This window comes from Arthrobacter sp. P1_A5, from assembly GCF_056406825.1.
In genome coordinates, this window is the sequence record NZ_JBFTZL010000056.1 from 1 (window position 1) to 20,264 (window position 20,264).

The 20,264-nt window shown below is 67.8% G+C and carries 17 protein-coding genes and 1 pseudogene; 4 read left to right on the plus strand and 14 right to left on the minus strand.

Annotation, left to right across the window (positions count from 1 at the left end; genetic code table 11):
• The 4 genes and pseudogenes from AC1D1S_RS10220 to dxr form a co-directional block, all read right to left on the minus strand.
• A pseudogene (locus AC1D1S_RS10220) lies at positions 1 to 233 on the minus strand (hypothetical protein); the annotation flags it as partial.
• Positions 230 to 919 carry a MarR family transcriptional regulator gene (locus AC1D1S_RS10225; RefSeq protein WP_243179607.1) on the minus strand — a complete coding sequence of 230 codons (690 nt, stop codon included), beginning with the start codon at positions 917 to 919 and terminating at the stop codon, positions 230 to 232. The gene AC1D1S_RS10225 and the pseudogene AC1D1S_RS10220, both read right to left, overlap by 4 nt.
• A gap of 120 nt (positions 920 to 1,039) precedes the next feature.
• Positions 1,040 to 2,371, minus strand: coding sequence for a M50 family metallopeptidase (locus AC1D1S_RS10230; RefSeq protein ID WP_243179608.1), 1,332 nt, complete (start codon positions 2,369 to 2,371; stop codon positions 1,040 to 1,042).
• 33 nt (positions 2,372 to 2,404) lie between these two features.
• Positions 2,405 to 3,589 (minus strand): 1-deoxy-D-xylulose-5-phosphate reductoisomerase, encoded by a 1,185-nt coding sequence (gene dxr, locus AC1D1S_RS10235; RefSeq protein ID WP_243179609.1) that lies wholly within the window; start codon positions 3,587 to 3,589, stop codon positions 2,405 to 2,407.
• A gap of 164 nt (positions 3,590 to 3,753) precedes the next feature.
• Between dxr and AC1D1S_RS10240 the strand changes: the two genes are divergently transcribed.
• Positions 3,754 to 5,247 (plus strand): lipase maturation factor family protein, encoded by a 1,494-nt coding sequence (locus tag AC1D1S_RS10240; RefSeq protein WP_476994371.1) that lies wholly within the window; start codon positions 3,754 to 3,756, stop codon positions 5,245 to 5,247.
• A gap of 127 nt (positions 5,248 to 5,374) precedes the next feature.
• Here the strand turns inward: AC1D1S_RS10240 and AC1D1S_RS10245 are convergent, their stop codons facing one another.
• Genes AC1D1S_RS10245 through AC1D1S_RS10255 form a run of 3 tightly spaced genes read right to left on the minus strand, consistent with a single transcriptional unit; the run spans position 5,375 to position 8,488 of the window.
• Positions 5,375 to 6,907 carry a tripartite tricarboxylate transporter permease gene (locus tag AC1D1S_RS10245; RefSeq protein ID WP_243179611.1) on the minus strand — a complete coding sequence of 511 codons (1,533 nt, stop codon included), beginning with the start codon at positions 6,905 to 6,907 and terminating at the stop codon, positions 5,375 to 5,377.
• Positions 6,900 to 7,439, minus strand: coding sequence for a tripartite tricarboxylate transporter TctB family protein (locus AC1D1S_RS10250; RefSeq protein WP_476994372.1), 540 nt, complete (start codon positions 7,437 to 7,439; stop codon positions 6,900 to 6,902). The genes AC1D1S_RS10245 and AC1D1S_RS10250 overlap by 8 nt, the downstream gene beginning before the upstream one ends.
• 2 nt (positions 7,440 to 7,441) lie before the next feature.
• Complete coding sequence (locus AC1D1S_RS10255) at positions 7,442 to 8,488, minus strand: Bug family tripartite tricarboxylate transporter substrate binding protein (protein WP_243179613.1); 1,047 nt, start codon at positions 8,486 to 8,488, stop codon at positions 7,442 to 7,444.
• Positions 8,489 to 8,660: 172 nt separating this feature from the next.
• Between AC1D1S_RS10255 and AC1D1S_RS10260 the strand changes: the two genes are divergently transcribed.
• Together AC1D1S_RS10260 and AC1D1S_RS10265 are read left to right on the plus strand one after the other, a co-directional pair.
• Complete coding sequence (locus AC1D1S_RS10260) at positions 8,661 to 10,241, plus strand: ATP-binding protein (protein WP_243179614.1); 1,581 nt, start codon at positions 8,661 to 8,663, stop codon at positions 10,239 to 10,241.
• Positions 10,238 to 10,966 (plus strand): response regulator, encoded by a 729-nt coding sequence (locus AC1D1S_RS10265; RefSeq protein ID WP_243179615.1) that lies wholly within the window; start codon positions 10,238 to 10,240, stop codon positions 10,964 to 10,966. The genes AC1D1S_RS10260 and AC1D1S_RS10265 overlap by 4 nt, the downstream gene beginning before the upstream one ends.
• A gap of 440 nt (positions 10,967 to 11,406) precedes the next feature.
• Here the strand turns inward: AC1D1S_RS10265 and AC1D1S_RS10270 are convergent, their stop codons facing one another.
• The 7 genes from AC1D1S_RS10270 to AC1D1S_RS10300 all read right to left on the minus strand — a co-directional run bounded on the left by AC1D1S_RS10270 (position 11,407) and on the right by AC1D1S_RS10300 (position 19,564).
• Complete coding sequence (locus tag AC1D1S_RS10270; protein WP_079551424.1) at positions 11,407 to 12,249, minus strand: HpcH/HpaI aldolase/citrate lyase family protein; 843 nt, start codon at positions 12,247 to 12,249, stop codon at positions 11,407 to 11,409.
• Positions 12,246 to 12,818 carry a MaoC family dehydratase gene (locus tag AC1D1S_RS10275; protein ID WP_243179616.1) on the minus strand — a complete coding sequence of 191 codons (573 nt, stop codon included), beginning with the start codon at positions 12,816 to 12,818 and terminating at the stop codon, positions 12,246 to 12,248. The genes AC1D1S_RS10270 and AC1D1S_RS10275 overlap by 4 nt, the downstream gene beginning before the upstream one ends.
• Positions 12,815 to 13,576, minus strand: a complete 762-nt coding sequence (locus tag AC1D1S_RS10280) for a CoA transferase subunit B (protein WP_476994373.1) — start codon at positions 13,574 to 13,576, stop codon at positions 12,815 to 12,817. The genes AC1D1S_RS10275 and AC1D1S_RS10280 overlap by 4 nt, the downstream gene beginning before the upstream one ends.
• Positions 13,577 to 13,578: 2 nt before the next feature.
• Positions 13,579 to 14,379, minus strand: coding sequence for a CoA transferase subunit A (locus AC1D1S_RS10285; protein ID WP_243179617.1), 801 nt, complete (start codon positions 14,377 to 14,379; stop codon positions 13,579 to 13,581).
• A gap of 19 nt (positions 14,380 to 14,398) precedes the next feature.
• A complete protein-coding gene (locus AC1D1S_RS10290) occupies positions 14,399 to 15,562 on the minus strand; it encodes an acyl-CoA dehydrogenase family protein (RefSeq protein ID WP_223914042.1) in 1,164 nt (387 codons plus the stop codon).
• Positions 15,563 to 15,669: 107 nt separating this feature from the next.
• Complete coding sequence (locus tag AC1D1S_RS10295; protein WP_476994374.1) at positions 15,670 to 17,949, minus strand: acetyl/propionyl/methylcrotonyl-CoA carboxylase subunit alpha; 2,280 nt, start codon at positions 17,947 to 17,949, stop codon at positions 15,670 to 15,672.
• Positions 17,950 to 17,956: 7 nt separating this feature from the next.
• Complete coding sequence (locus AC1D1S_RS10300; RefSeq protein WP_476994375.1) at positions 17,957 to 19,564, minus strand: carboxyl transferase domain-containing protein; 1,608 nt, start codon at positions 19,562 to 19,564, stop codon at positions 17,957 to 17,959.
• Positions 19,565 to 19,682: 118 nt separating this feature from the next.
• Here AC1D1S_RS10300 and AC1D1S_RS10305 point away from each other — a divergent pair.
• Positions 19,683 to 20,264, plus strand: a 582-nt coding sequence (locus tag AC1D1S_RS10305; protein ID WP_476994376.1) for a TetR/AcrR family transcriptional regulator, incomplete at its 3' end; no start/stop codon positions are given.

A 20,264-nucleotide genomic window follows, 5' to 3' on the forward strand; every position in this document is an offset into this window, starting at 1 on the left:
GCCGGGGTAGGCGCTGCTGCGTCCGGCCCGGCCGGCTCCGGGGCCGCCTGGAGGTCGGGGTCCGTGGTGGAGTCGGCGGCGGGGTCCTCGGCTGCGTCCCCGCCGGCGCCGGCGCCGCTTCCGGCGTCGGCCCGGTCATCAATGGTGCGGGCGAGGCGGAACACCCAGGCAGTGACCGGCCAGCCGACGAATCCTGCGGTGAGCAGGGCCAGCGTGATCCACAGGGCGTTCACTTCTCTCCTTCGGTGCTGTCGTGGGCGAGGGTCAGCAGCAGTTCTGCGGCCGGCCTCGCGGCCCATTCTTCCTGCCAGCCCGAGCGGAGGACTGCGCGGCTCACCGACTGCTCCGTGATTCCGAGTTTCTGTGCCGCTATTTTTTGGCTGCCGTGGGTTCCGTGGGTGTCGTTCCGCACCGAGCGCAGCACGTCCACCACCTTCCATTGCGCCGCGGTCCGGTCCTGGACCAGGCGGCCAATCAGCCGGAGCACCGCCTCCGCATTGGCGCAGGCCTTGGCCCCCTGGGACCCGCTGGCGCCGTCCGCGGCCGTGGTTGCTGCATTTGCCCGACGGCGGTCGCGGCCGGCAACCACGGCGAGGGGAACATGGGCGGCCGCCCCCTTGGCCCGGTCGACGGCGGACCGGGCCGCCACGAAGGCGGGACCGGAGCCTTCGCGCGGGCTGGCGGGCAGCGGCAGGTCCACCTCCCCCACCCCGATCCCGACATACCAGCGGCCGCTGCGCAGGGCGTGCAAGGCGATCTCCACCACCTCGTCGGCCCGTTCTACGACGCCCTGGACCTCGTCGCCCACCGAACGCTCAAAGCGCCCGGCGGTGGAGAGCGCACTGAGCCCCTTCAGGAGGCCGGGAACCCGGTCGATGTCGCCCGTGCTGCCGCGCTGGTCGATTGTCATGACGTACATGACCCCAGCCTAGGGGAGGTGATCGGGAATAATCAACCATTTTCAACTGATTAATTAATATCAGCCTAAATAGGCTTATGAATGATAGTCAGCGGAATTTGGCTGAAATGCCAGCCGGACCTACCCGAAGAGGTTGACCGGCTTGACGATGTCGGCGTAGATCAGCAGCGCGCCCATGCCCATCAGCAACACCGCCACCACATACGTCACCGGGAGCAGCTTGGCGATATCGAAGGCGCCGGGATCCGGGCGGCCGAACAGCTTGGCGATCTGGCGCCGGGCCCCCTCGTACAGCGCGCCCGCAATGTGGCCGCCGTCGAGCGGCAGCAGCGGAATGAGGTTGAAGACGGCCAACGCGAAGTTGAGCCCGGCCAGCAAACCCACCAGGGCGGCGAAGCGGGACTGCAGCGGGACCTCCTCCATCGCGGCGACCTCGCCGGCCACGCGGCCCACGCCCACCACGCTGATGGGGCCGTTGGGGTCCCGGGGTTCCTCGCTGAAGGCTGCCTTGGCCACGCCGGCCACGCGCTCCGGCAGGTTCACCACCACACCGGCGACCTGCTTGATGTTCTCCCCCGCCATGGGCAGCACGGCCGACGCCGGCTGCTGCACGAGTGCCGTCTGGGCGCCGATGCCCAGGAAGCCGACGTCCTGGTACTGCAGGCTTCCGTCAGCGGCCTTGGCCTGGCGGCCGTCGGGACCGAGAACCGGGCGGGCGGAGAGCACGGGCGTGACGGTCGTCGAGACGGTGGCGCCGCCGCGCTCCACGGTGATGCTCACCTGCCGGCCCGCCGAGGCGCGGATCCAGCCGGTGAGTTCGTCCCACTTGGTAACGGCCTTGCCGTCGAAGGAGGTGATGGTGTCGTTCGGCAACAGGCCCGCGGCCGCGGCCGGGGTGGGCTTGCAGTCGGCGGAGTCCGGGTCCACGGTCTCGCCGGCCTTGACCTGGCATTTGGAGACGTCCGCGATCGTGGTGGTCTGGCTGGCGGTGCCGAAGCCCATCAGCAGCACCGCGGTCAGCACGACGCCGATCAGCAGGTTCATCGCGGGCCCGCCGAGCATGATGATGATCTTTTTCCAGACCGGCAGCCGGTAGAAGACCCGGGTTTCGTCGCCGGGGCCGATTTCCTCGTGGGCCAGGGAACGGGCATCGGATGCCAGTGACTGGAACATTCCGGTGCTGGAAGTGCGGACGGTTCCGTCTTCCTTGTTCGGCGGGTACATCCCGATCATGGACACGTAGCCGCCCAGCGGGATGGCTTTGAGGCCGTACTCGGTTTCGCCCTTTCTCTTCGACCAGACGGTGGGTCCGAAACCGATCATGTATTTGGTCACGCGGACCTTGAAGAGCTTGGCTGGGAGCAGGTGCCCGACTTCATGCAGGGCAATGGACACGGCGATGCCGATCGCCACGAAGACGACACCGAGGACAAAGAGGAGGACGGGGCTCATGCTGTGATCTGCTGCTTCCTGAAAACTGGCAATCTAGACGCTTCTTACGGCTAAACGTTCGTGGGTGCGGGCGCGTGCCCATCTTTCAGCATCCAGTACGGACTCCACCGTCAGCCCGGAGGAGCCTGAGTGTTCGCTGAGGACGGCATCGATGGTGTCCACAATGTCGGTGAACCGGATCTGCCCGGCGTGGAAGGCCATCACCGCTTCCTCGTTCGCGGCATTGAACACGGCCGGGAAGGTGCTGCCCTGCGTGGCGGCCGCCTTGGCGAGGTCGACGGCGGGGAACGCCACGGTGTCCAGCGGCTCGAACGTCCAGCTGGTGGCCTTGCTCCAGTCGCAGGCCCTGGCGGATCCSGGGACCCGGTCCGGCCAGCCGAGGCCGAGGGCAATGGGCAGGCGCATGTCCGGCGGCGAGGCCTGGGCGATCGTGGAGCCGTCGACGAACTGGACCATGGAATGCACCACGGACTGCGGATGGACCACGACGTCGATCTTCTCCAAGGGGATGTCAAAGAGCAGGTGCGCCTCGATCACCTCCAGGCCCTTGTTGACCAGGCTGGCGGAGTTGGTGGTGACCATCAGGCCCATGTCCCATGTGGGGTGGGCGAGGGCGTCCTGCGGTGAGACGTCGTGCAGCTCGTCCCGGGTCTTGCCGCGGAACGGCCCGCCCGATGCCGTCAGGATCAGCCGGTCCACTTCCGCGGCGGAGCCGGAGCGCAGGCACTGGGCAATGGCCGAGTGCTCCGAATCCACAGGCACGATCTGCCCTTCGCGGGCCGCGGCCTTGACCAGGGCGCCGCCGACGATCAGGGACTCCTTGTTGGCCAGTGCCAGCGTGGCCCCGGAGGCGAGGGCGGCCAGGGTGGGGGCAAGTCCGATGGAGCCGGTGATGCCGTTGAGGACGACGTCGGCGGTGATTTCCGCGACCCGGGTGGAGGCGTCGGGGCCGGTGATGAGTTCGGGGCTGTACCCGATGAGTCCTGCCGCGCGGGCGGCGTCGTCGATCAGCCCCCGGAGGGCGGAGGCATCCCCGGAGGCGACACCGACAGCCTGGGCGCGGGTGTGGACGGCCTGCCGGGCCAGGAGTTCGAGGTTGCCGCCGCCGGCGCTGAGCGCGACGACCTCAAAAAGGTGCGGGGCGCCGTCGACGACGTCAATCGCCTGTGTGCCGATGGAACCGGTGGACCCGAGGAGGACGATTTTGCGCGGCTGCATGATTCAAGTATCCCGCACCGCGCCGGTGCGCCGCGTTCGCCTCGGGGTAGCACTTCACGGCAGTCGCGGCGGGCAACGCTGCCGTGAAGTGCCACCTCGACGCCGTCGGGTTGAGTCTTCCGCCGCTCGTTGACGCAGCAGGGCGGAGGCGTAACGTGGAAAACGTGGAGTGGACCGCGTGGTTCGACGCGCCGGAGTACGAGTTCGCCCGGCAGGTGCTGCAGCGCAGCACCGCCACCCTGTATTTCGTGGCCTTCCTCTCCTCGCTGAACCAGTTCCCGGCCCTCCTCGGCGAGCGCGGCCTGTTGCCGGTGCCGGCGTATCTCGAGGGCTTCAACCGTCTGGGCCGGCCCAGCCTGTTCCGCTGGCGCTACTCGGACCGGCTGCTGCGGACGGTGTGCTGGAGCGGCATGGCCATTGCCGCCACGCTTATCGCCGGGCTGCCGCAGCTCGGGCCGCCGTGGGTTCCGCTCATCGCGTTCCTGGCCCTGTGGCTGTTGTACATGTCGATCGTGAACGTGGGGCAGACGTTCTACGGCTTCGGCTGGGAGATGCTGCTGCTGGAGGCCGGGTTCACGGTGGCCTTCCTCGGCTCCGACCAGACTCCCCCGCCCCGGACCATCCTGATCCTGCTGGTCTGGTTGGCGTTCCGGTTGGAGTTCGGCGCCGGCCTGATCAAGATCCGGGGCGGCCAGGAATGGCGARACCTGACTGCCCTGTACTACCACCACGAGACCCAGCCGATGCCGGGGCCGCTGAGCCGGCAGGCCCACCTGCTCCCCAAGGCCTGGCACCGGGTGGAGGTCCTGGGCAACCACTTCGCCCAACTGGTGGTGCCCTTCTTCCTCTTTGCCCCGCAGCCCCTGGCCAGCGCCGCCGCCGGAATCATCGTCTTCACCCAGCTGTGGCTGGTGGCGAGTGGAAATTTCGCCTGGCTGAACTGGATGGCGATCATCCTGGCCTTCGCGGCGGTCAGCGATCCCGTGGCGCACGCCGTGATTCCGGCGATCCCGCTGGACTGGCATGCCGCGTCCGCGCCCGCAGGCGCCGGAGCAGTGGCCGGCAGCCAGGCGCCGGTTCCGTGGCTCGTGGTGGTCGTGTTCGCCACTGTGCTGCTGGTGGTGCTCAGCTACCGGCCCATCGAGAACCTCTTGTCCCACCACCAGCTGATGAACGCATCCTTCAACCGCTGGCAGCTGGTCAACACCTACGGCGCGTTCGGCACCGTCACGAAGCGGCGGATCGAGATCGTGGTGGAGGGGACCCTCGACGAGGACCCCGGGGACGACGCGGACTGGCGGGAGTATGGGTTCAAGGGCAAGCCCGGCGACGTCCGGCGCATCCCGCGCCAGTACGCCCCGTACCACCTGCGCCTGGACTGGCTGATGTGGTTCCTGCCGCTGCGTACCGTGCACGAGGAGTGGTTCTACGCGTTCCTGGCCAAACTGCTGGCGGCGGACCGGCCCACGCTGCGGCTGCTGCGCCACGACCCGTTCGACGGCGGACGTCCGCACTGGATACGTGCCACCAGCTACCTCTACCATTTCTCCACCCGGGCCGAGTTCCGCGCGACAGGCCAGCGCTGGATCCGGACCCCGCTGTATGTCGTCATCCCGCCGTCGCGGCTCCCCGCGCCGCGCCCGACGTCGGAGGCGTGAGGCCCGGCGTGAGGCCCGGGGCGGTGCGTCCCGGGGCGGTGCGTTCCCGTGGGCCGTTTACCGCAAATGGCCGGAATGAGTGTCGTCATTCCGGCCATTTGAGGCAAATTCAGTTCAACGCCCGCGCTTAGACGGAGACCTCTTCCTTCGCCGGCGCAGCCTCCAACGTTGTCTGGCGGCGGCGCAGCCACCACGAGGCGGCGAAGATCAGTGCCATGGAGACGTACACCACCAGGGCGAATGGCGAGGAGAACAAGGCCGTGGGGTCGTTTTGCGAGAGCTGCAGCGAACGCCGCAATTGCACCTCGAACATCGGCCCCAGGATCATCGCCACCACCATGGGCGCCACGGGATAGCCGTAGCGGCGCATGAAGTAGCCCAGGATGCCCACCACCAGCAGGATGCCGACGTCGCTCGGGGAGAAGTTCACCGAGAAGGCGCCGAGCGCGGCGAAGACCAGGATGCCGGCGTAGAGGTAGGGCCGCGGGATCTGCAGGATCTTCACCCACAGGCCCACCAGGGGCAGGTTCAGCACCAGCAGCATGAGGTTGCCGACGTACAGCGACGCGATCAGGGTCCAGACAAGCGCGCCCTGGTTTTCGAACAGGAGCGGACCGGGCTGGATCTGGTAGCGCTGGAACGCCGTGAGCATCATGGCCGCCGTCGCCGTCGTCGGGATTCCGAGGGTCAGCAACGGCACCAGGACACCGGCGGCCGCCGCGTTGTTGGCCGCTTCCGGTCCGGCGACGCCTTCGATCGCGCCCTTGCCGAACTGGGCCTTGTTGGCGCCCTTGGCCAGCTTCCGCTCGGCGGCGTAGGACAGGAACGTGGAGACGTCCGCGCCGCCGGCCGGGACGGTGCCGATCGGGAACCCGATGAAGGTTCCGCGCAGCCACGGCTTCCAGGACCGCTTCCAGTCCTCCTTGGACAGCCAGGCGTTCTTGCCCTTGCTGACCGGGATCAGCTCCACCGGGCCGTGCCGCAGCTTCGATGCGACATATAGCGCCTCGCCGAGGGCAAAGAGGCCCACGGCCACGAGGACCATGTCGACGCCGTCCACCAGGGTGGGGTTGTCGAACGTGAAGCGCTGCTGGGCCGTGCTGTCATCGATGCCGATCAGGCCGATGAACAGCCCGAGCGCCAGGGATGCCAGGCCGCGCAGGACGGAGGCGCCCAGCAGCGCGCCGACGGTCAGGAAGGCCACCACCATGAGGGCCACATAATCCACGGGGCCGAGGCCGACGGCGAAGTCGGCCACGACGGGTGCCAGGAAGGTCAGCAGGACCGTGGCGATGGTGCCCGCGATGAAGGATCCGATCGCCGCCGTCGCCAGGGCTGCCGCTCCCCTGCCGGCTTTGGCCATCTTGTTCCCTTCAAGCGCCGTGACGATCGAGGAGGACTCGCCCGGCGTGTTCAGCAAGATGGAAGTGGTGGAACCGCCGTACATGCCGCCGTAGTAGATCCCGGCGAACACGATCAACGCGGCCGCGGGGTCCAGGGCATACGTGATGGGCATGAGCAGGGCCACGGTCATGGCGGGGCCAATGCCGGGCAGCACCCCGACGGCGGTGCCGACGAAGACCCCGCCCAGCGCGTAGAGCAGGTAGACGGGCTGCAGCGCGGTGCTGAATCCCTCGAGCAGGAGCATGAAGCTATCCATGGAAGAACGGCACCCCCTCGAGCAGCGGCCCCGGCGGCAGGGACACGCCGAGCAGGCCGCCGAAGACGTACTGCAGCACCAGCGCCAGGATCACGGACACGCCGATCGCCTTCCAGAGGGGTTTGGCGTCCAGGGACCAGGCGGCACCGCTGAAGAGCACGGCGGCGGCCACCGGCCAGCCGGCCGGCTCGATCAGGAAGATGTGCAGCACCACGAAACCCACGAGTTTGGCCAGGGCCACCCAGTCGGTCTTGGCGGTCACGTCCAGGTCTTYGCTGTCCTCGGCCTGCCCGACTTTGCCGCGGAGGACCTGCAGGACCACCCCGGCGCCGCACAGCACCAGCAAGCCACACACGATGTAGGGGAAGGCCCGCGGGCCGATGCCGGTCTCCGACGGCGGGATCGGAATGGATCCCGCCGTCGCCAGGCCCGCGACGCCCACGCTGACGAACACGAGGGCGAACAGGATCTCCCCTGTCGGCCGTTTGGCGGGCGCCGCGGCGGGTGCCGACGTTGATGCGAGGTCAGACACTGTTACTTGACCAGGCCGATCTGGGTCAGGGTGGTCTTGACCTTGGCGATGTCCTCGGTCAGGAAGGTCTTGAAGCCGTCACCGGCCAGGAACGCGTCGTCCCAGTTGTTCTTGGTCAGGGTGGACTTCCAGGCCTCGGACGCGTGCAGCTTGGTGACGACGTCGGTCAGCTTCGCTCGCTGGGCGTCGTCGATGGACCCGGGGGCCACCACGCCGCGCCAGTTGGTCAGCACGACGTCGATCCCCTGGTCCTTGAGCGGCTTGATCCCGGGAAGCGCCGGGGCCTCGGCCTTTCCGGAGACGGCGAGCGCCCGGACCTTGCCGGCCTTGACCTGTTCGGCATACTCGCCCACGCCGGAGATGCCGGCCTGGACCTTGTTGCCGAGCAGCGCCGCGATGGACTCGCCGCCACCGGAGTAGCCGATGTAGTTCAGCTTGTCCGCTTCCACGCCCTGGGATTTCAGGATCTGCCCGGCCAGGATGTGGTCCGCGCCCCCGGCCGAGCCACCCGTGATGGCCACGCCCTTGCCGTTGGCCTTGATGTCCGCGACGAGGTCGGCGACCGACTGGTATTTCGACGACGACGGCACGACGAGAACCAGCGGCTCTTCGGTGAGCCGCGCGATCGGGGTGGTGTCTTCGAGCCGGGTCTTGGCGCCATTGGTCTCGACCGCACCCACCATGACGTAGCCCATCACCATGAGGGTGTTGACGTCCTTCTCGGTGGCGAGCTTGGCGAGGCCGTTGGTCCCGCCGCCGCCGCCAATGTTAGTGACCTGGGCGGAGGAGACGAGTTTGTTGGTCTGCAGGTCCTGCTGCATGGCGCGTCCGGTCTGGTCCCAGCCGCCGCCGGGGTTGGCCGGGACGATGATGCTTAGCTTCTTGATCGGATCGGCACCCGCGGACCCGCCGGCAGCCGTGCCGGTTCCGCTTCCCGCGCAGGCGGACATGGCCAGGACGACTCCGGCGGCGCCGGCAATGAGGGCGGCGCGACGTGTGTGGGTGGGACGCGTGAAAGCGGGCCGCGTGAAAAAGTTCTGGGCAGTCATGGTTTCTCCTTGAGCGAATGTGATGCACATCATTGGAATCACGTCACTGACCCTAGGAGCGCCCGCCGAACGGCAACAGCATTTGGCCGTATAGGTAGTAGTGGTCATATTGGTCACGGCCCTGGCCGTCTTTTTGGCGGCCGGGCTGCGCCCGCAATGGGAAACTTGTGACATGTTTCACAGGATTCCCCTTCGGTTCCAGCTGGTCGCATTGCAGCTGGGCATCGTGCTGGCTGTCCTCACGGTGGTGGGGGCCGTGACCATCCGGATGCAGGAACAACAGCTCCGTGACGCCTACAAGGGCAGGCTGATCGGCGTCGCCGAAAGTGTTGCCCAGCTGCCCTCGGTCATCAACGCGTTCGGCACATCGTCGCCGGCGCAGACCATCCAGCCGATCGCGGAAGTCATCCGGCAGGCATCCAACGTCACCTATGTGGTGGTGACGGACCGGCACGGGGTCCGGCAGTCGCACCCCAATCCGGCGGAAATCGGCCGGCCGGTCTCCACCGATCCGTCCGTGCCGCTGTCCGGGGAGATCTATGTGGGTACCCAGACGGGCACACTCGGTGAGTCCTGGCGGGTGAAGGTTCCTATCTTCGATGCGGCCGGCGCCGTGATCGGCTCCGCATCCGTGGGAGTGCTGGAGAGCACCCTGGCCGCTGACCTCCATGAGGACATGCCGCAGCTGTTCGGCTGGCTGCTCGGGGCGGCGCTGCTGAGTTCGATGGGCGCGATGTATGTCTCGAAACTGGTGTGGCGGCGGATCTACAAACTCGAGCCCGAGGACATCGCTGCCCTGCTGGAAACGCGCGACGCCATGCTCCACGGCCTGGGTGAAGGACTGGTGGCGGTGGACGCCGACGGCAGGGTCGCGCTGGTCAACGATGAGGCACGCCGCCTGCTCGCCCTGGCCGGGGACATCACCGGGACCCCTGCAGAGGCAAGCCTGGAACCGGCGGTCCTCCGCTTGCTCTCGGCCGGATCCGCCACGGAGGAACTGGTGCTCTCGGGTGAACGGATACTGCTGGGCAAGGTCAATGCGGCCACCGTCGACGGCCGCGAAGTCGGCAAGGTGCTGATCCTGCGCGACCGCACGGAGCTCCACACCGTCCTGCGTGACCGCGACGGCGCCGTGGACGTGACGCAGGCACTCCGCGCCCAGGCGCACGAATTTGCCAACAAACTGCACGTCATCTCCGGGCTGCTGGAGCTCGGAAAGCAGGACAAAGCCATCGAATACCTGGGCCGCAGCCACAACGACGCCGTCTTCGCGAACCGGCCGCTGGCGGCCGGAATCACCGACCACGGGGTCCAGGCGCTGCTGATCGCCAAGTCCACGGTCTGCGCCGAGCGCGGCATCGAGATCATCGTCAGCCCGGATTCGCTGTGCTCGGTTGATGACTCAGGCGACGTCATCACGGTGCTGGGCAACCTGATCGACAACGCTGTGGACGCTGCGGGTTACGACAGCACTGTTGCCATCCGGCTGGGCGAGAGTGCCGACGGCGGGCGGACCATCGTGGTGGAGGACGACGGACCCGGCGTCCCGGTTCCTGAACGCGCTAAAGTGTTCGAGCCCGGCGTGACCAGCAAGGAGTCCGAGGGAATCAACAGCCGCGGGTTTGGGCTGGCCCTGGTCCAGCGGGTTGCCCTCCGGCGCGGAGGCCGGGCGGCAGTATCCTCATCGGTGTTGGGCGGAGCCTGCTTCTCGGTAGTGCTCAGGACAAAAGAGGCGGAACTACAAAACCAATGAGCGCCATACGCACCCTCATCATTGACGATGACGTAGCAGTGGCCGGGATCCATCACGGGTTCCTGCTCGCACGCGGCGGATTCGACGTCGTGGCCATGGCCCACACCGGGCAGCAGGGCATCGATCTGGCCGCGGAGCTGGGCCCGGAGCTGGTGTTGCTGGACATCCATCTGCCGGACATGTCCGGCCTGGACGTCCTGCAGCGGCTGCGCGCGCGCCGGCGGCCCGTGGATGTCCTCGTGATCACCGCGTCCAGGGAGCTTGACACGGTCCGCGGCGCGATGGCCGGCGGTGTGCTGCACTACCTGGTCAAGCCCTTTTCCTCGCAGGCATTGAACGAACGGCTCGACGAGTACGTCATGCTGCGGGACCATCTGGCCTCCGGCGCTTCCGGGCCGCTTGACCAGGCGAGCATCGACCGCCTGGTGGCGCCCTCCCGCCGGTCCGGGGCGGCGGAAACCCCGGCGGGTCAGGCCGCCCAGCCAGACCAGGCCGCCGTACGGCTGCCCAAGGGACTGTCGCGCCCCACCCTGGACGCGGTCATCGAGGCACTGAAGGCCAGTCCGGAGGACGTCTCGGCGGCCGGCCTGGCGCTGCAACTGGGCCTGTCCCGGGTCAGCGCCCGCCGCTACCTCGAGTACCTCGTAGTTCACGGCCATGCCCGGCTGACGCCCCGCTACGGAGCCGCGGGCCGACCGGAGAACCGCTACCTCTGGCGCCGCTGACATGTCCGGTTCTTGGAGGCAGCATTGAGCATGTCCAGTTCATGACGGCCACACTGAGCATGCCCAGTTCATGACGGCCACACTGAGCATGCCCAGTTCTTGGGGCAGCCCGGGACACGTGGCACAAATGCGGGGCACGGGCCGCGGAGACTGGCCGAGGTTCAGAGCCACAAGCCACCCATTCGACGCAGATGGCCGCAATAGGACCAGCCAATCCGGCCATCTGAGGCGAATCGACGAAGTCAACCCCGGCCGGATCCCACCTCTGCACCCACGACGATGCCCGGCCATCCTCCGGGACGCCGGCAGCCACTCAGGACCCATTGGCAGTGGCCGCGGAGACTGGTCGAGATGCATCCACGACGATGCCCGGCGCCAGCCCCGGGACGCCGGCCAGCCCACTAACCCAGAGCACGTGTCGGTGGGTAGCCGTCCCGCGGTCAGGACCCGACGCGGCCCGCGCGGCGCAGTGTGGACGCGGCGTGCTTGAGGATGGGCCCGTCGACCATCTTGCCCTTGAACTGGAAGACGCCCGAGCCGGCTGCGGAGGCGGCATCGAGCAGCTCCGCGGCTGCCGAGACGTCGGCCTCGGAGGGTGCGTAGGCTTCGCGGACGACGGCCACCTGGTCCGGATGGATGCAGGCCTTGGACGAGAATCCGGATGCCACCGCGTCACGGGATTCGAGGGCCAGACCGGCCAGATCCGGGATGTTGACGTAAACGGCGTCGATCGCGTCCTTGCCGAAGGCGCCGGCGGCCAGCAGCACGCTGGAACGGGCGTGCAGCGCGACGGCCCGGTAGCTGCCGTCCTCCGCCCGGCTCGAGGTTCCGCCGAGCGATGCCAGCAGGTCCTCCGCACCCCACATCAGGGCCACCACATTGGGCTCGGCGGCGATGGCGGCGGCGTTGAGGACGCCGGCGGCCGTCTCGCAGAGGGCAATTACGCTGTAGCCCTCGAGTTCCCTCAGCTGGGCAGCGCTCTCCGCCTTGGCCAGCATGATGTGCCGGTAGGGCGTGTGCTTGAGGCAGTGCAGGTCCTTCTCGAACTCGTCCGTGCCGGCCGGGTTGACCCGTACGATCGTGCGGGACGGATCCAGTTCCGGGACGTCGCCGGTGGCGCCAAGCTGGGCAAGGATGGCGCCGCGGGCCCGCTGCTTGTCGGCAGGGGCAACGGCGTCCTCAAGGTCTACGATCACGGTATCGGCGCGTTCCGCGGCTTTCTGGTACCGCTCGGGGCGGTCGGCGGGGCAGAACAGCAGGGCAGGGCCCATCAGGAAACTCATGTCTCTATTCTCCCCTTTTGCGCCGCTTCCAGCTCGGCAGCGGCGTGGGCCTCGCGTGTCCACATCAGGCAACTGCGGGCGGCGAGCGCCACCACGTCCCCGTGCTGGTTCCGTCCGGTGTGCTGCATGGTCACGATGCCCTGCCCCGGGCGGGACGCGGACAGCCTCTTCCCGGTCACCACCGTCTCCGTGTAGAGGGTGTCCCCGTGGTACAGCGGGTGCGGAAAAGACACATCCGTCAGGCCGAGCTGGGCGATGATGGTGCCCTGGGTCAGCTGCGGCACGGACTGGCCCACCACGGTGGCCAGGGTGAACATCGAATTCATCAGCCGCTGGCCGAAGGGCTGCCCGGCGCTCCAGGCCGCGTCGAGGTGCAGGGCCTGGGTGTTCATGGTCATGGTGGTGAACAGGACGTTATCCGTCTCCGTAACCGTCCGGCCCGGCCGGTGGGCGTAGACCACGCCCTCCTCCAGCTCATCGAAATAGAGGCCGCGCTGCTCAATCACCCGGGGGGTGCCGGTACCCGGGTGCGCGCCTGTGCCCGGTGAAGTCGTGCCTGCATCACTCATACGGTCAGTTCCTGGTCTTCCTCAAAGAGTTCGGCTCCGGTGGCCGCCACGACGTCCTCCACGGACACGTTCGGCGCCAGTTCCCGCAGCACCAGCCGGGACTTCCCGCCCTCGGTCACGACGTCGATCACGGCGAGGTCGGTGATGATCCGGTCCACGCAGCCTTTGCCGGTCAACGGCAGCGTGCAGGTTTCCACGATTTTCGGCTTGCCGTTGCGGTCCACGTGATCCATCATCACGATCACCTTCTTGGCCCCGAACACCAGGTCCATCGCGCCTCCCATGCCCTTGACCATCTTGCCCGGGATCATCCAGTTSGCGAGGTCGCCGTTGMYGGCSACCTSCATGGCGCCGAGCACGGCCACGTCGACGTGGCCGCCCCGGATCATGCCGAAGGAGGCTGCGGAATCGAAGAACGCCGCGCCCTTGTTGACCGTGACGGTTTCCTTGCCGGCATTGATCAGGTCGGGGTCGACTTCATCCTCGGCCGGGTACGGCCCGACGCCCAGGATGCCGTTCTCCGAATGCAGCACCACCTCGACGCCGGCCGGAATGTAGTTGGGTATCAGCGTCGGCATGCCGATGCCGAGGTTGACGTACTGGCCGTTGTGCAGTTCCTGCGCGACGCGGGCCGCGAGTTCATTGCGGGTCCAGCCCTTGCCCTCAGCACCGGCGGCGTGTTCGACGGCGGAGCGCCGGTATTCGTGGCGCACGGCCTCGGGACGGGGCGGGGCCTCTGCGGCTTTGTTCGTTTCCACGGCTAGGCTCCTGCCTGCTCCGGCGACAGTTTTGGTGTGCCGGAGGCGCTGGTGGCCACCGCAACCGTCCGCTTTTCAATGCGTTTCTCGCCCTGCGGGGCCAGAACCACGCGCTGGACGAAGATCCCCGGGACGTGGACGTGCTCCGGGTCCAGCTCCCCCGGCTGCACGAGCTCCTCGACCTCGGCGATGGTGATCTTCCCTGCCATGGCGCACAGCGGGTTGAAGTTCATGGCCGTGGCGTGGAAGACGAGGTTGCCGTGGCGGTCACCCTTCCAGGCGTGCACGAGGCCGAAGTCGGGCGTCAGCGATTCCTCCAGCACGTACTCGGCGCCGTGGAAGCTGCGGACTTCCTTCGGGGCGGAGGCAATCGCGACGTTGCCCTCGGCGTCGTACTTCTGCGGCAGGCCGCCTTCGGACACCTGGGTGCCGACGCCGGCCGGGGTGTAGAACGCGGGGATACCCGCGCCGCCGGCGCGCAGCTTTTCGGCCAGCGTGCCCTGCGGGGTGAGGACCACCTCCAGCTCGCCGGAAAGGTATTGCCGGGCGAACTCCTTGTTCTCCCCCACGTAGGAGCTGATGGTGCGCCGGATCCGGCCGTCCTTGAGCAGGATCCCGAGGCCCCAGTCGTCGACGCCGCAGTTGTTGCTGACGGTTTCCAGGTCCGTGGCACCGCGCTCATGCAGGGCCTCGATCAGCGTCACGGGAATGCCGCACAGCCCGAACCCGCCGACGGCGAGCGAGGCGCCGTCGTGGATGTCCGCGACAGCCTCGGCGGCGCTGGCAACAACTTTGTTGATCATCGGTGATCCTTCCGGCCGGCTACAGTCCCAGTTCGCGGGCGATCAGCATCAGCTGGACCTCCGTGGTGCCCTCGCCGACTTCAAGGATCTTGGAGTCGCGGTAGTGGCGCGCCACGGTGAATTCGTTGATGAAGCCATAGCCGCCGAACACCTGGGTGGCGTCCCGCGCGTTGTCCATGGCTGCCTCGCCTGCGACCATCTTAGCGATGGCCGCCTGCGTCTTGAACGGCTTGCCGGCAAGCATCCGGGCGGCCGCGTCGTAGTAGGCCAGGCGGGCCGTGTGGGCGCGGGCTTCCATCCGGGCGATCTTGAATGCGATGGCCTGGTATTTGCCGATGTTCTGCCCAAACGCGCTGCGTTCCTTGGCGTATTTCACCGACTGGTCCACGCATCCCTGGGCGGCGCCGACGGCCAGGGCCGCGATCGCGATCCGGCCTTCGTCCAGGATGGAGAGGAAGTTGGCGTAGCCGCGGCCCTGGGTACCGAGCAGGTTCTCCTCGGGGACGTGGACGTTGTTGAACGTCAGCGGGTGGGTGTCCGAGGCGTTCCAGCCGACCTTGTTGTAGGCCTTTTCCGCGGTGAAGCCCGGAGTGTTGGTGGGCACCAGGATGGTGGAGATTTCCTTCTTGATGCTGCCGTCCGCGCGTTCCTCCTGGCCGGTGACCGCGGTGACGGTGACGAGCCTGGTGATGTCGGTGCCGGAGTTGGTGATGAACTCCTTGTTGCCGTTGATGACCCACTCTCCGCCGCCCAGCTTGGCGGTGGTCTTCGTCCCGCCGGCGTCCGAGCCGGCTTCCGGCTCGGTCAGGCCGAAGCCGGCGAGCGCCTTGCCGGAGGCCAGCAGCGGCAGCCATTCCTGCTTCTGCGCCTCGTTGCCGAAGCGGTGGATCGGCATCGCACCGAGCGAGACGCCGGCCTCGAGGGTGATCGCGACAGACTGGTCCACCCGGCCGAGCTGTTCCAGGGCCAGGGCCAGAGCGAAGTAGTCCCCGCCCATGCCGCCGAACTCTTCCGGGAACGGCAGGCCGAACAGGCCCATGTCCGCCATCTGGGAGACGACCTCGTAGGGGAAGCTGTGCTCTTCGTCGTGCTTGGCGGAGACAGGGGCCACCACCTCGTCGGCGAATTCGCGGACGGTGTCGCTAAGGATCTGGTAGTCCTCGCTGAGTTCAAAATCTGCCATGGGGTGTCTCCTGTGTCTGAGGTACATCTGTGGTCTGGTGAAAAGGGGTGTTGGCTGCGCTGTGGTTGGTCAGCCGGGGTGAGGGCGGTGGTGTCAGTAGGGTGCGGTCATTCGGCCGCGCCCATGGCGATGACCGCTTCCTCGATCGTGTCCTCGGCTTTCGAGGGCTCCGTCGGGACGGCGGGGTGGATCGTCGCCAGCACCTGGTCTGCCTTGACGAGGTCGCCGGAGCCGACGCTGATGTGGACGGTTCCGTCCAAGGGCGCCACGAGCTGGTGCTCCATCTTCATGGCTTCGACCGAGAGCAGGACCTGGCCGGCCTCCACGGTGTCGCCGTTGCTGACGGACACGGACACCACGGTGCCGGGCATCGGCGAGCGCACCGCCGGGTCGGCGGCGCCTTCCTCGCGTTCGATCGCCGCCAACACCCGGGCAAGCCGGGTCTCCCGGGTGAGCACCTCAAGGCGGCAGGACCAGCCCTCGCTGCCGAGGAAGATTTCCGACAGGACGCGGGGATCGGGAGCCATCCAGCTCTGGGCGGGAGGACCGGTGCGAACGGGTGCAAGTGCATAACTGCTGGTCTCGCCCTCGAGGGTGAGCACCGGGCGATCCCGCGCGGTGAACTCCATGAAGGCTGTGAGCTGCGGACCTCCGTTAACCCTTACAGTGACTTGCTCCCCCGCGACCGGGCCCCTCACCTCCACTGTGGCGACGCCCCCGTCGGGGGTTCCCAGGCTGATCCGGCGCGGCGCCGGCGCACCGATCCGCCAGCCGTCGCGGCGCTGCCACGGGCTGCCTTCACGCTCCTCCTGCTTGGCTTCCTCCGCCATGGCCAAGGCGTACAGTGCGGCGACCACAAGTTCGCTGTCGCCCACCCGCCGGAAGCTGAATTCCGGCATCTTGCGTTCGATCAGGCCGGTGTCGAGCCGGCCGGCGCGGACGTCGGCGTCGTTGGCCAGCAGCCGGAGATATTCAACATTGGTATCGATGCCCAGCACTGTGTACCCGGCGAGCGCCTCGTCCAAGGTATCGAGGGCAGTCGTTCGGTCTTGGCCCCAGGCAATGACCTTGGAAATCATCGGATCGTAGCTGGAGGAGATCTCGAGTCCGTGGACGAGGGCGGAGTCCACCCGGACGCGGCCGTGGGCCGTTTCGACTTCGTTGCGGGCCGGAGCACTCGGGCGCTGGGCCGGGCCGGGCAATTCGTCCAGCAGCAGCACTTCACCGCCGGAGGGCAGGAAGTTCTTCTCCGGCACCTCAGCGTAGACGCGTGCCTCCACGGAGTGGCCGGTCAGGACGACGTCGGCCTGGGTCACCGTAAGTTCCTCGCCGGCGGCGATGCGCACCTGCCATTCGACGAGRTCRATGCCGGTGACSAKYTCGGTSACCGGRTGYTCGACCTGCAGGCGGGTGTTCATCTCCATGAAGAAGAACTCGTCCGGGGCGGCGTCCGAGACCAGGAATTCCACGGTCCCGGCGCCGGAGTAGTGGACGCTGCGCGCGGCCTGGCAGGCGGCCTCGCCGATCCGGGCGCGGATCTCCGCTCCGTCGGGCAGGGATTCCAGCAGCGGGGACGGTGCTTCCTCGATGACCTTCTGGTGGCGGCGCTGCAGCGAGCACTCGCGCTCCCCCAGGTGGATGACGTTGCCGTGGTTGTCCGCCAGGATCTGGACCTCGATGTGCCGCGGCGTGAGCACGAGCCGTTCCAGGAACAAGGTGTCGTCGCCGAACGCACTCGCGGCGACCCGGCGTGCGGTGGCCAGGGTGGCTTCCAGGTCCTCGGCGCGTTCGACGATGTGCATGCCCTTCCCGCCGCCGCCGGCGGAGGGCTTGATCAGCAGCGGGAACCCGACGCCGGCCGCGGCCTCGATCAGCTGCGCGTCACTCATGCCGGGTTCAGCGATGCCCGGGACCACGGGGACGCCGTAGCCGGTGACGTGGTTCTTGGAGCGGATCTTGTCGCCCATGACGTTGAGGGATTCGACGCCGGGGCCGATGAACGTGATCCCGGCGGCTTCGAGGGCACGGGCGAAGTCGACGTTCTCGCTCAGGAAGCCGTAGCCGGGGTGCACGGCCTCGGCGCCGGTGTCGCGGCAGGCCTGGATGATGGCCTCGATCTTGAGGTAGCTCTCGGTGGCCGCGGCGGGGCCGATCCGGACCGCCACGTCGGCTTCCCGCACGTGCCGCGCGTCGGCGTCGGCGTCGGAATAGACGGCGACCGAACGGATGCCGAGGGCGCGCAGGGTCCGGATGACGCGGCAGGCGATTTCGCCGCGGTTGGCGACGAGCACGGTGCCGAACAACGGGGTGCCGGTTGTGGGGGTGGCTGGAGGGGTGGCCACGGAAGGCGTGGTGGGCGAAGAGATGGTCGGCGAAGAAAGGTTCATGGCTGGCTCACATCCGGAAGAGGCCGAAGGAGGTCTCCGGCAGCGGGGCGCGGGAGACGACGTCGAGCGCCAGTCCCAGGACGGTGCGGGTGTCCGCGGGGTCGATCACGCCGTCGTCCCAGAGGCGGGCGGTGGAGTAGTAGGGGCTGCCCTGGTCCTCGTACTGGGCCTTGATGGGGGCCTTGAAGGCTTCCTCGTCCGCGGCGGACCATTCCTCGCCGCGGGCCTCGTACTGGTCCCGCTTCACGGTCGCGAGCACGCTGGAAGCCTGGTTGCCGCCCATCACGGAGATCCGCGACGCCGGCCACATCCACAGGAAGCGCGGGGAGTAGGCGCGTCCGCACATCGAGTAGTTCCCGGCGCCAAAGGACCCGCCGATCACGACGGTCAGCTTGGGCACGCGGGCGGTGGCGACGGCGGTGACCATCTTGGCGCCGTTCTTGGCGATGCCGCCCTGTTCGTAGTCCTTGCCGACCATGAAGCCGGAGAGGTTCTGCAGGAAGATCAGCGGGATCCCGCGCTGGTCGCACAGTTCGATGAAGTGCGCTCCCTTGAGGGAGGACTCGCTGAACAGCACGCCGTTGTTCGCCACGATGCCCACGGGGTGGCCGTGCAGCTTGGCGAAGCCCGTGACCAGGGTGGTGCCGTAGTTTTTCTTGAACTCGTGGAACCGGCTGCCGTCGACCAGCCGGGCGATGACCTCACGCACGTCGTACTGGGCGTTGACGTCCGTGGGCACGGCACCGTAGAGCTCATCCGGGTCGGCAACGGGCTCGACGGCGGTGTCCACGTCCCAGACGGGTGCGGCAGGCTTCGGCAGGGTGGAGACGATGTCGCGGACGATCTGGAGGGCATGCTCATCGTTCTCGGCCAGGTGGTCCGTGACCCCGGAAATCTTCGAGTGCACGTCGCCGCCGCCAAGTTCCTCCGCGGTCACGATTTCGCCGATCGCGGCCTTCACCAGCGGCGGGCCGCCCAGGAAGATGGTGCCCTGGTTGCGGACAATCACGGTCTCGTCGCTCATCGCCGGAACGTACGCGCCGCCGGCGGTGCAGGAGCCCATCACGGACGCGATCTGCGGGATCTTCGCCGCGGACATCCTCGCCTGGTTGAAGAAGATCCGGCCGAAGTGTTCCTTGTCCGGGAAGACCTCGTCCTGCTTGGGCAGGAACGCCCCGCCGGAGTCCACGAGGTAGATGCAGGGCAGCCGGTTCTCCAGCGCGATTTCCTGCGCGCGGAGGTGCTTCTTCACTGTCATCGGATAGTAGGTGCCGCCCTTGACTGTGGCGTCGTTGGAAATGACCAGCACCTGGCGGCCGTGCACCAGCCCGATGCCGGCAATGACGCCTGCACCGGGCGAGTCGCCGTCGTACATGCCGTMCGCGGCCAGCGGGGCGATCTCCAGGAAGGGGCTGCCGTCGTCGAGCAGCTGGTCAATGCGCTCGCGCGGCAGGAGCTTGCCGCGCGCCACGTGGCGTTCCCGGGACTTCGCGGGCCCGCCCAGCGCGGCGGTGGCGAGCCGTTCCCTCAGCTCGCCGGCCAGCCCCAGTTGGGCCTCCCGGTTCGCGGCGTAGGCGGTGCTCGTCGCATCCACCCGGCTGGCGATTGTCTCCATTGACTGCTTCCGTTCCCTGACCTGCGCGGACTTGCGCGCCGGAGCGGCAACTCAGGCCGCCCGACTATTTCGGTTAGTACCGCATAACTGAGATTTAGGTTAGTCTCTATTAACTGTGATGTCCAACACAGGGATCATTTTGCAACGAGGGGATGCGCCGGTGACCGAGCCCAGCCAGACTGCCCAGCTTCCGTCAACCCAGGCAGCCTCAACGCAGCGCAGCCAGGCGAAGGCGAACAGGCGGCAGGCCCTCCTGTCCGCCGCCGCTGCGCTCTTTGCCCTGGAGGGCTTCAACCGCGTTTCCCTGGAGGATCTCGGGGCCGCGGCCGGCGTCAGCGGACCGGCGGTCTACCGTCACTTCGCCGGCAAGCAGGCCGTCCTCGGCGCCCTGCTGCTCAGTGTCAGCCAGGACCTGCTCGACGGCGGCCGCAAGGTAGTGGCCGATTCCGACGGCGATCTGGCGGCGTTGGGCGGGCTGGTGGCCTTCCACGTCGACTTTGCCCTGAGCAACCCGGACGTCATCCGGGTCCAGGACCAGGACTTCAGCAACCTGGCCGGCGAGGACCAGGCCGAGGTCCGCACGCTTCAGCGCAACTACGTTGAACTCTGGGTGGACGTGCTGGCCGGACTGCACGAGGGTACGGAGGCCGCCGAACTGCGGATGCGCGCGCACGCCACGTTCGGGCTGATCAATTCGACC

What these genes read in the sequence shown, in the direction of transcription:
- AC1D1S_RS10230 (WP_243179608.1), bottom strand. Translation starts at nt 2,371, where the DNA reads ATGAGCCCCGTCCTCCTCTTTGTCCTCGGTGTCGTCTTCGTGGCGATC.
- AC1D1S_RS10255 (WP_243179613.1), bottom strand. Translation starts at nt 8,488, where the DNA reads ATGACTGCCCAGAACTTTTTCACGCGGCCCGCTTTCACGCGTCCCACC.
- AC1D1S_RS10270 (WP_079551424.1), bottom strand. Translation starts at nt 12,249, where the DNA reads ATGAGTTTCCTGATGGGCCCTGCCCTGCTGTTCTGCCCCGCCGACCGC.
- AC1D1S_RS10265 (WP_243179615.1), top strand. Translation starts at nt 10,238, where the DNA reads ATGAGCGCCATACGCACCCTCATCATTGACGATGACGTAGCAGTGGCC.
- AC1D1S_RS10225 (WP_243179607.1), bottom strand. Translation starts at nt 919, where the DNA reads ATGTACGTCATGACAATCGACCAGCGCGGCAGCACGGGCGACATCGAC.
- AC1D1S_RS10245 (WP_243179611.1), bottom strand. Translation starts at nt 6,907, where the DNA reads ATGGATAGCTTCATGCTCCTGCTCGAGGGATTCAGCACCGCGCTGCAG.
- AC1D1S_RS10290 (WP_223914042.1), bottom strand. Translation starts at nt 15,562, where the DNA reads ATGGCAGATTTTGAACTCAGCGAGGACTACCAGATCCTTAGCGACACC.
- AC1D1S_RS10275 (WP_243179616.1), bottom strand. Translation starts at nt 12,818, where the DNA reads ATGAGTGATGCAGGCACGACTTCACCGGGCACAGGCGCGCACCCGGGT.
- AC1D1S_RS10285 (WP_243179617.1), bottom strand. Translation starts at nt 14,379, where the DNA reads ATGATCAACAAAGTTGTTGCCAGCGCCGCCGAGGCTGTCGCGGACATC.
- AC1D1S_RS10260 (WP_243179614.1), top strand. Translation starts at nt 8,661, where the DNA reads ATGTTTCACAGGATTCCCCTTCGGTTCCAGCTGGTCGCATTGCAGCTG.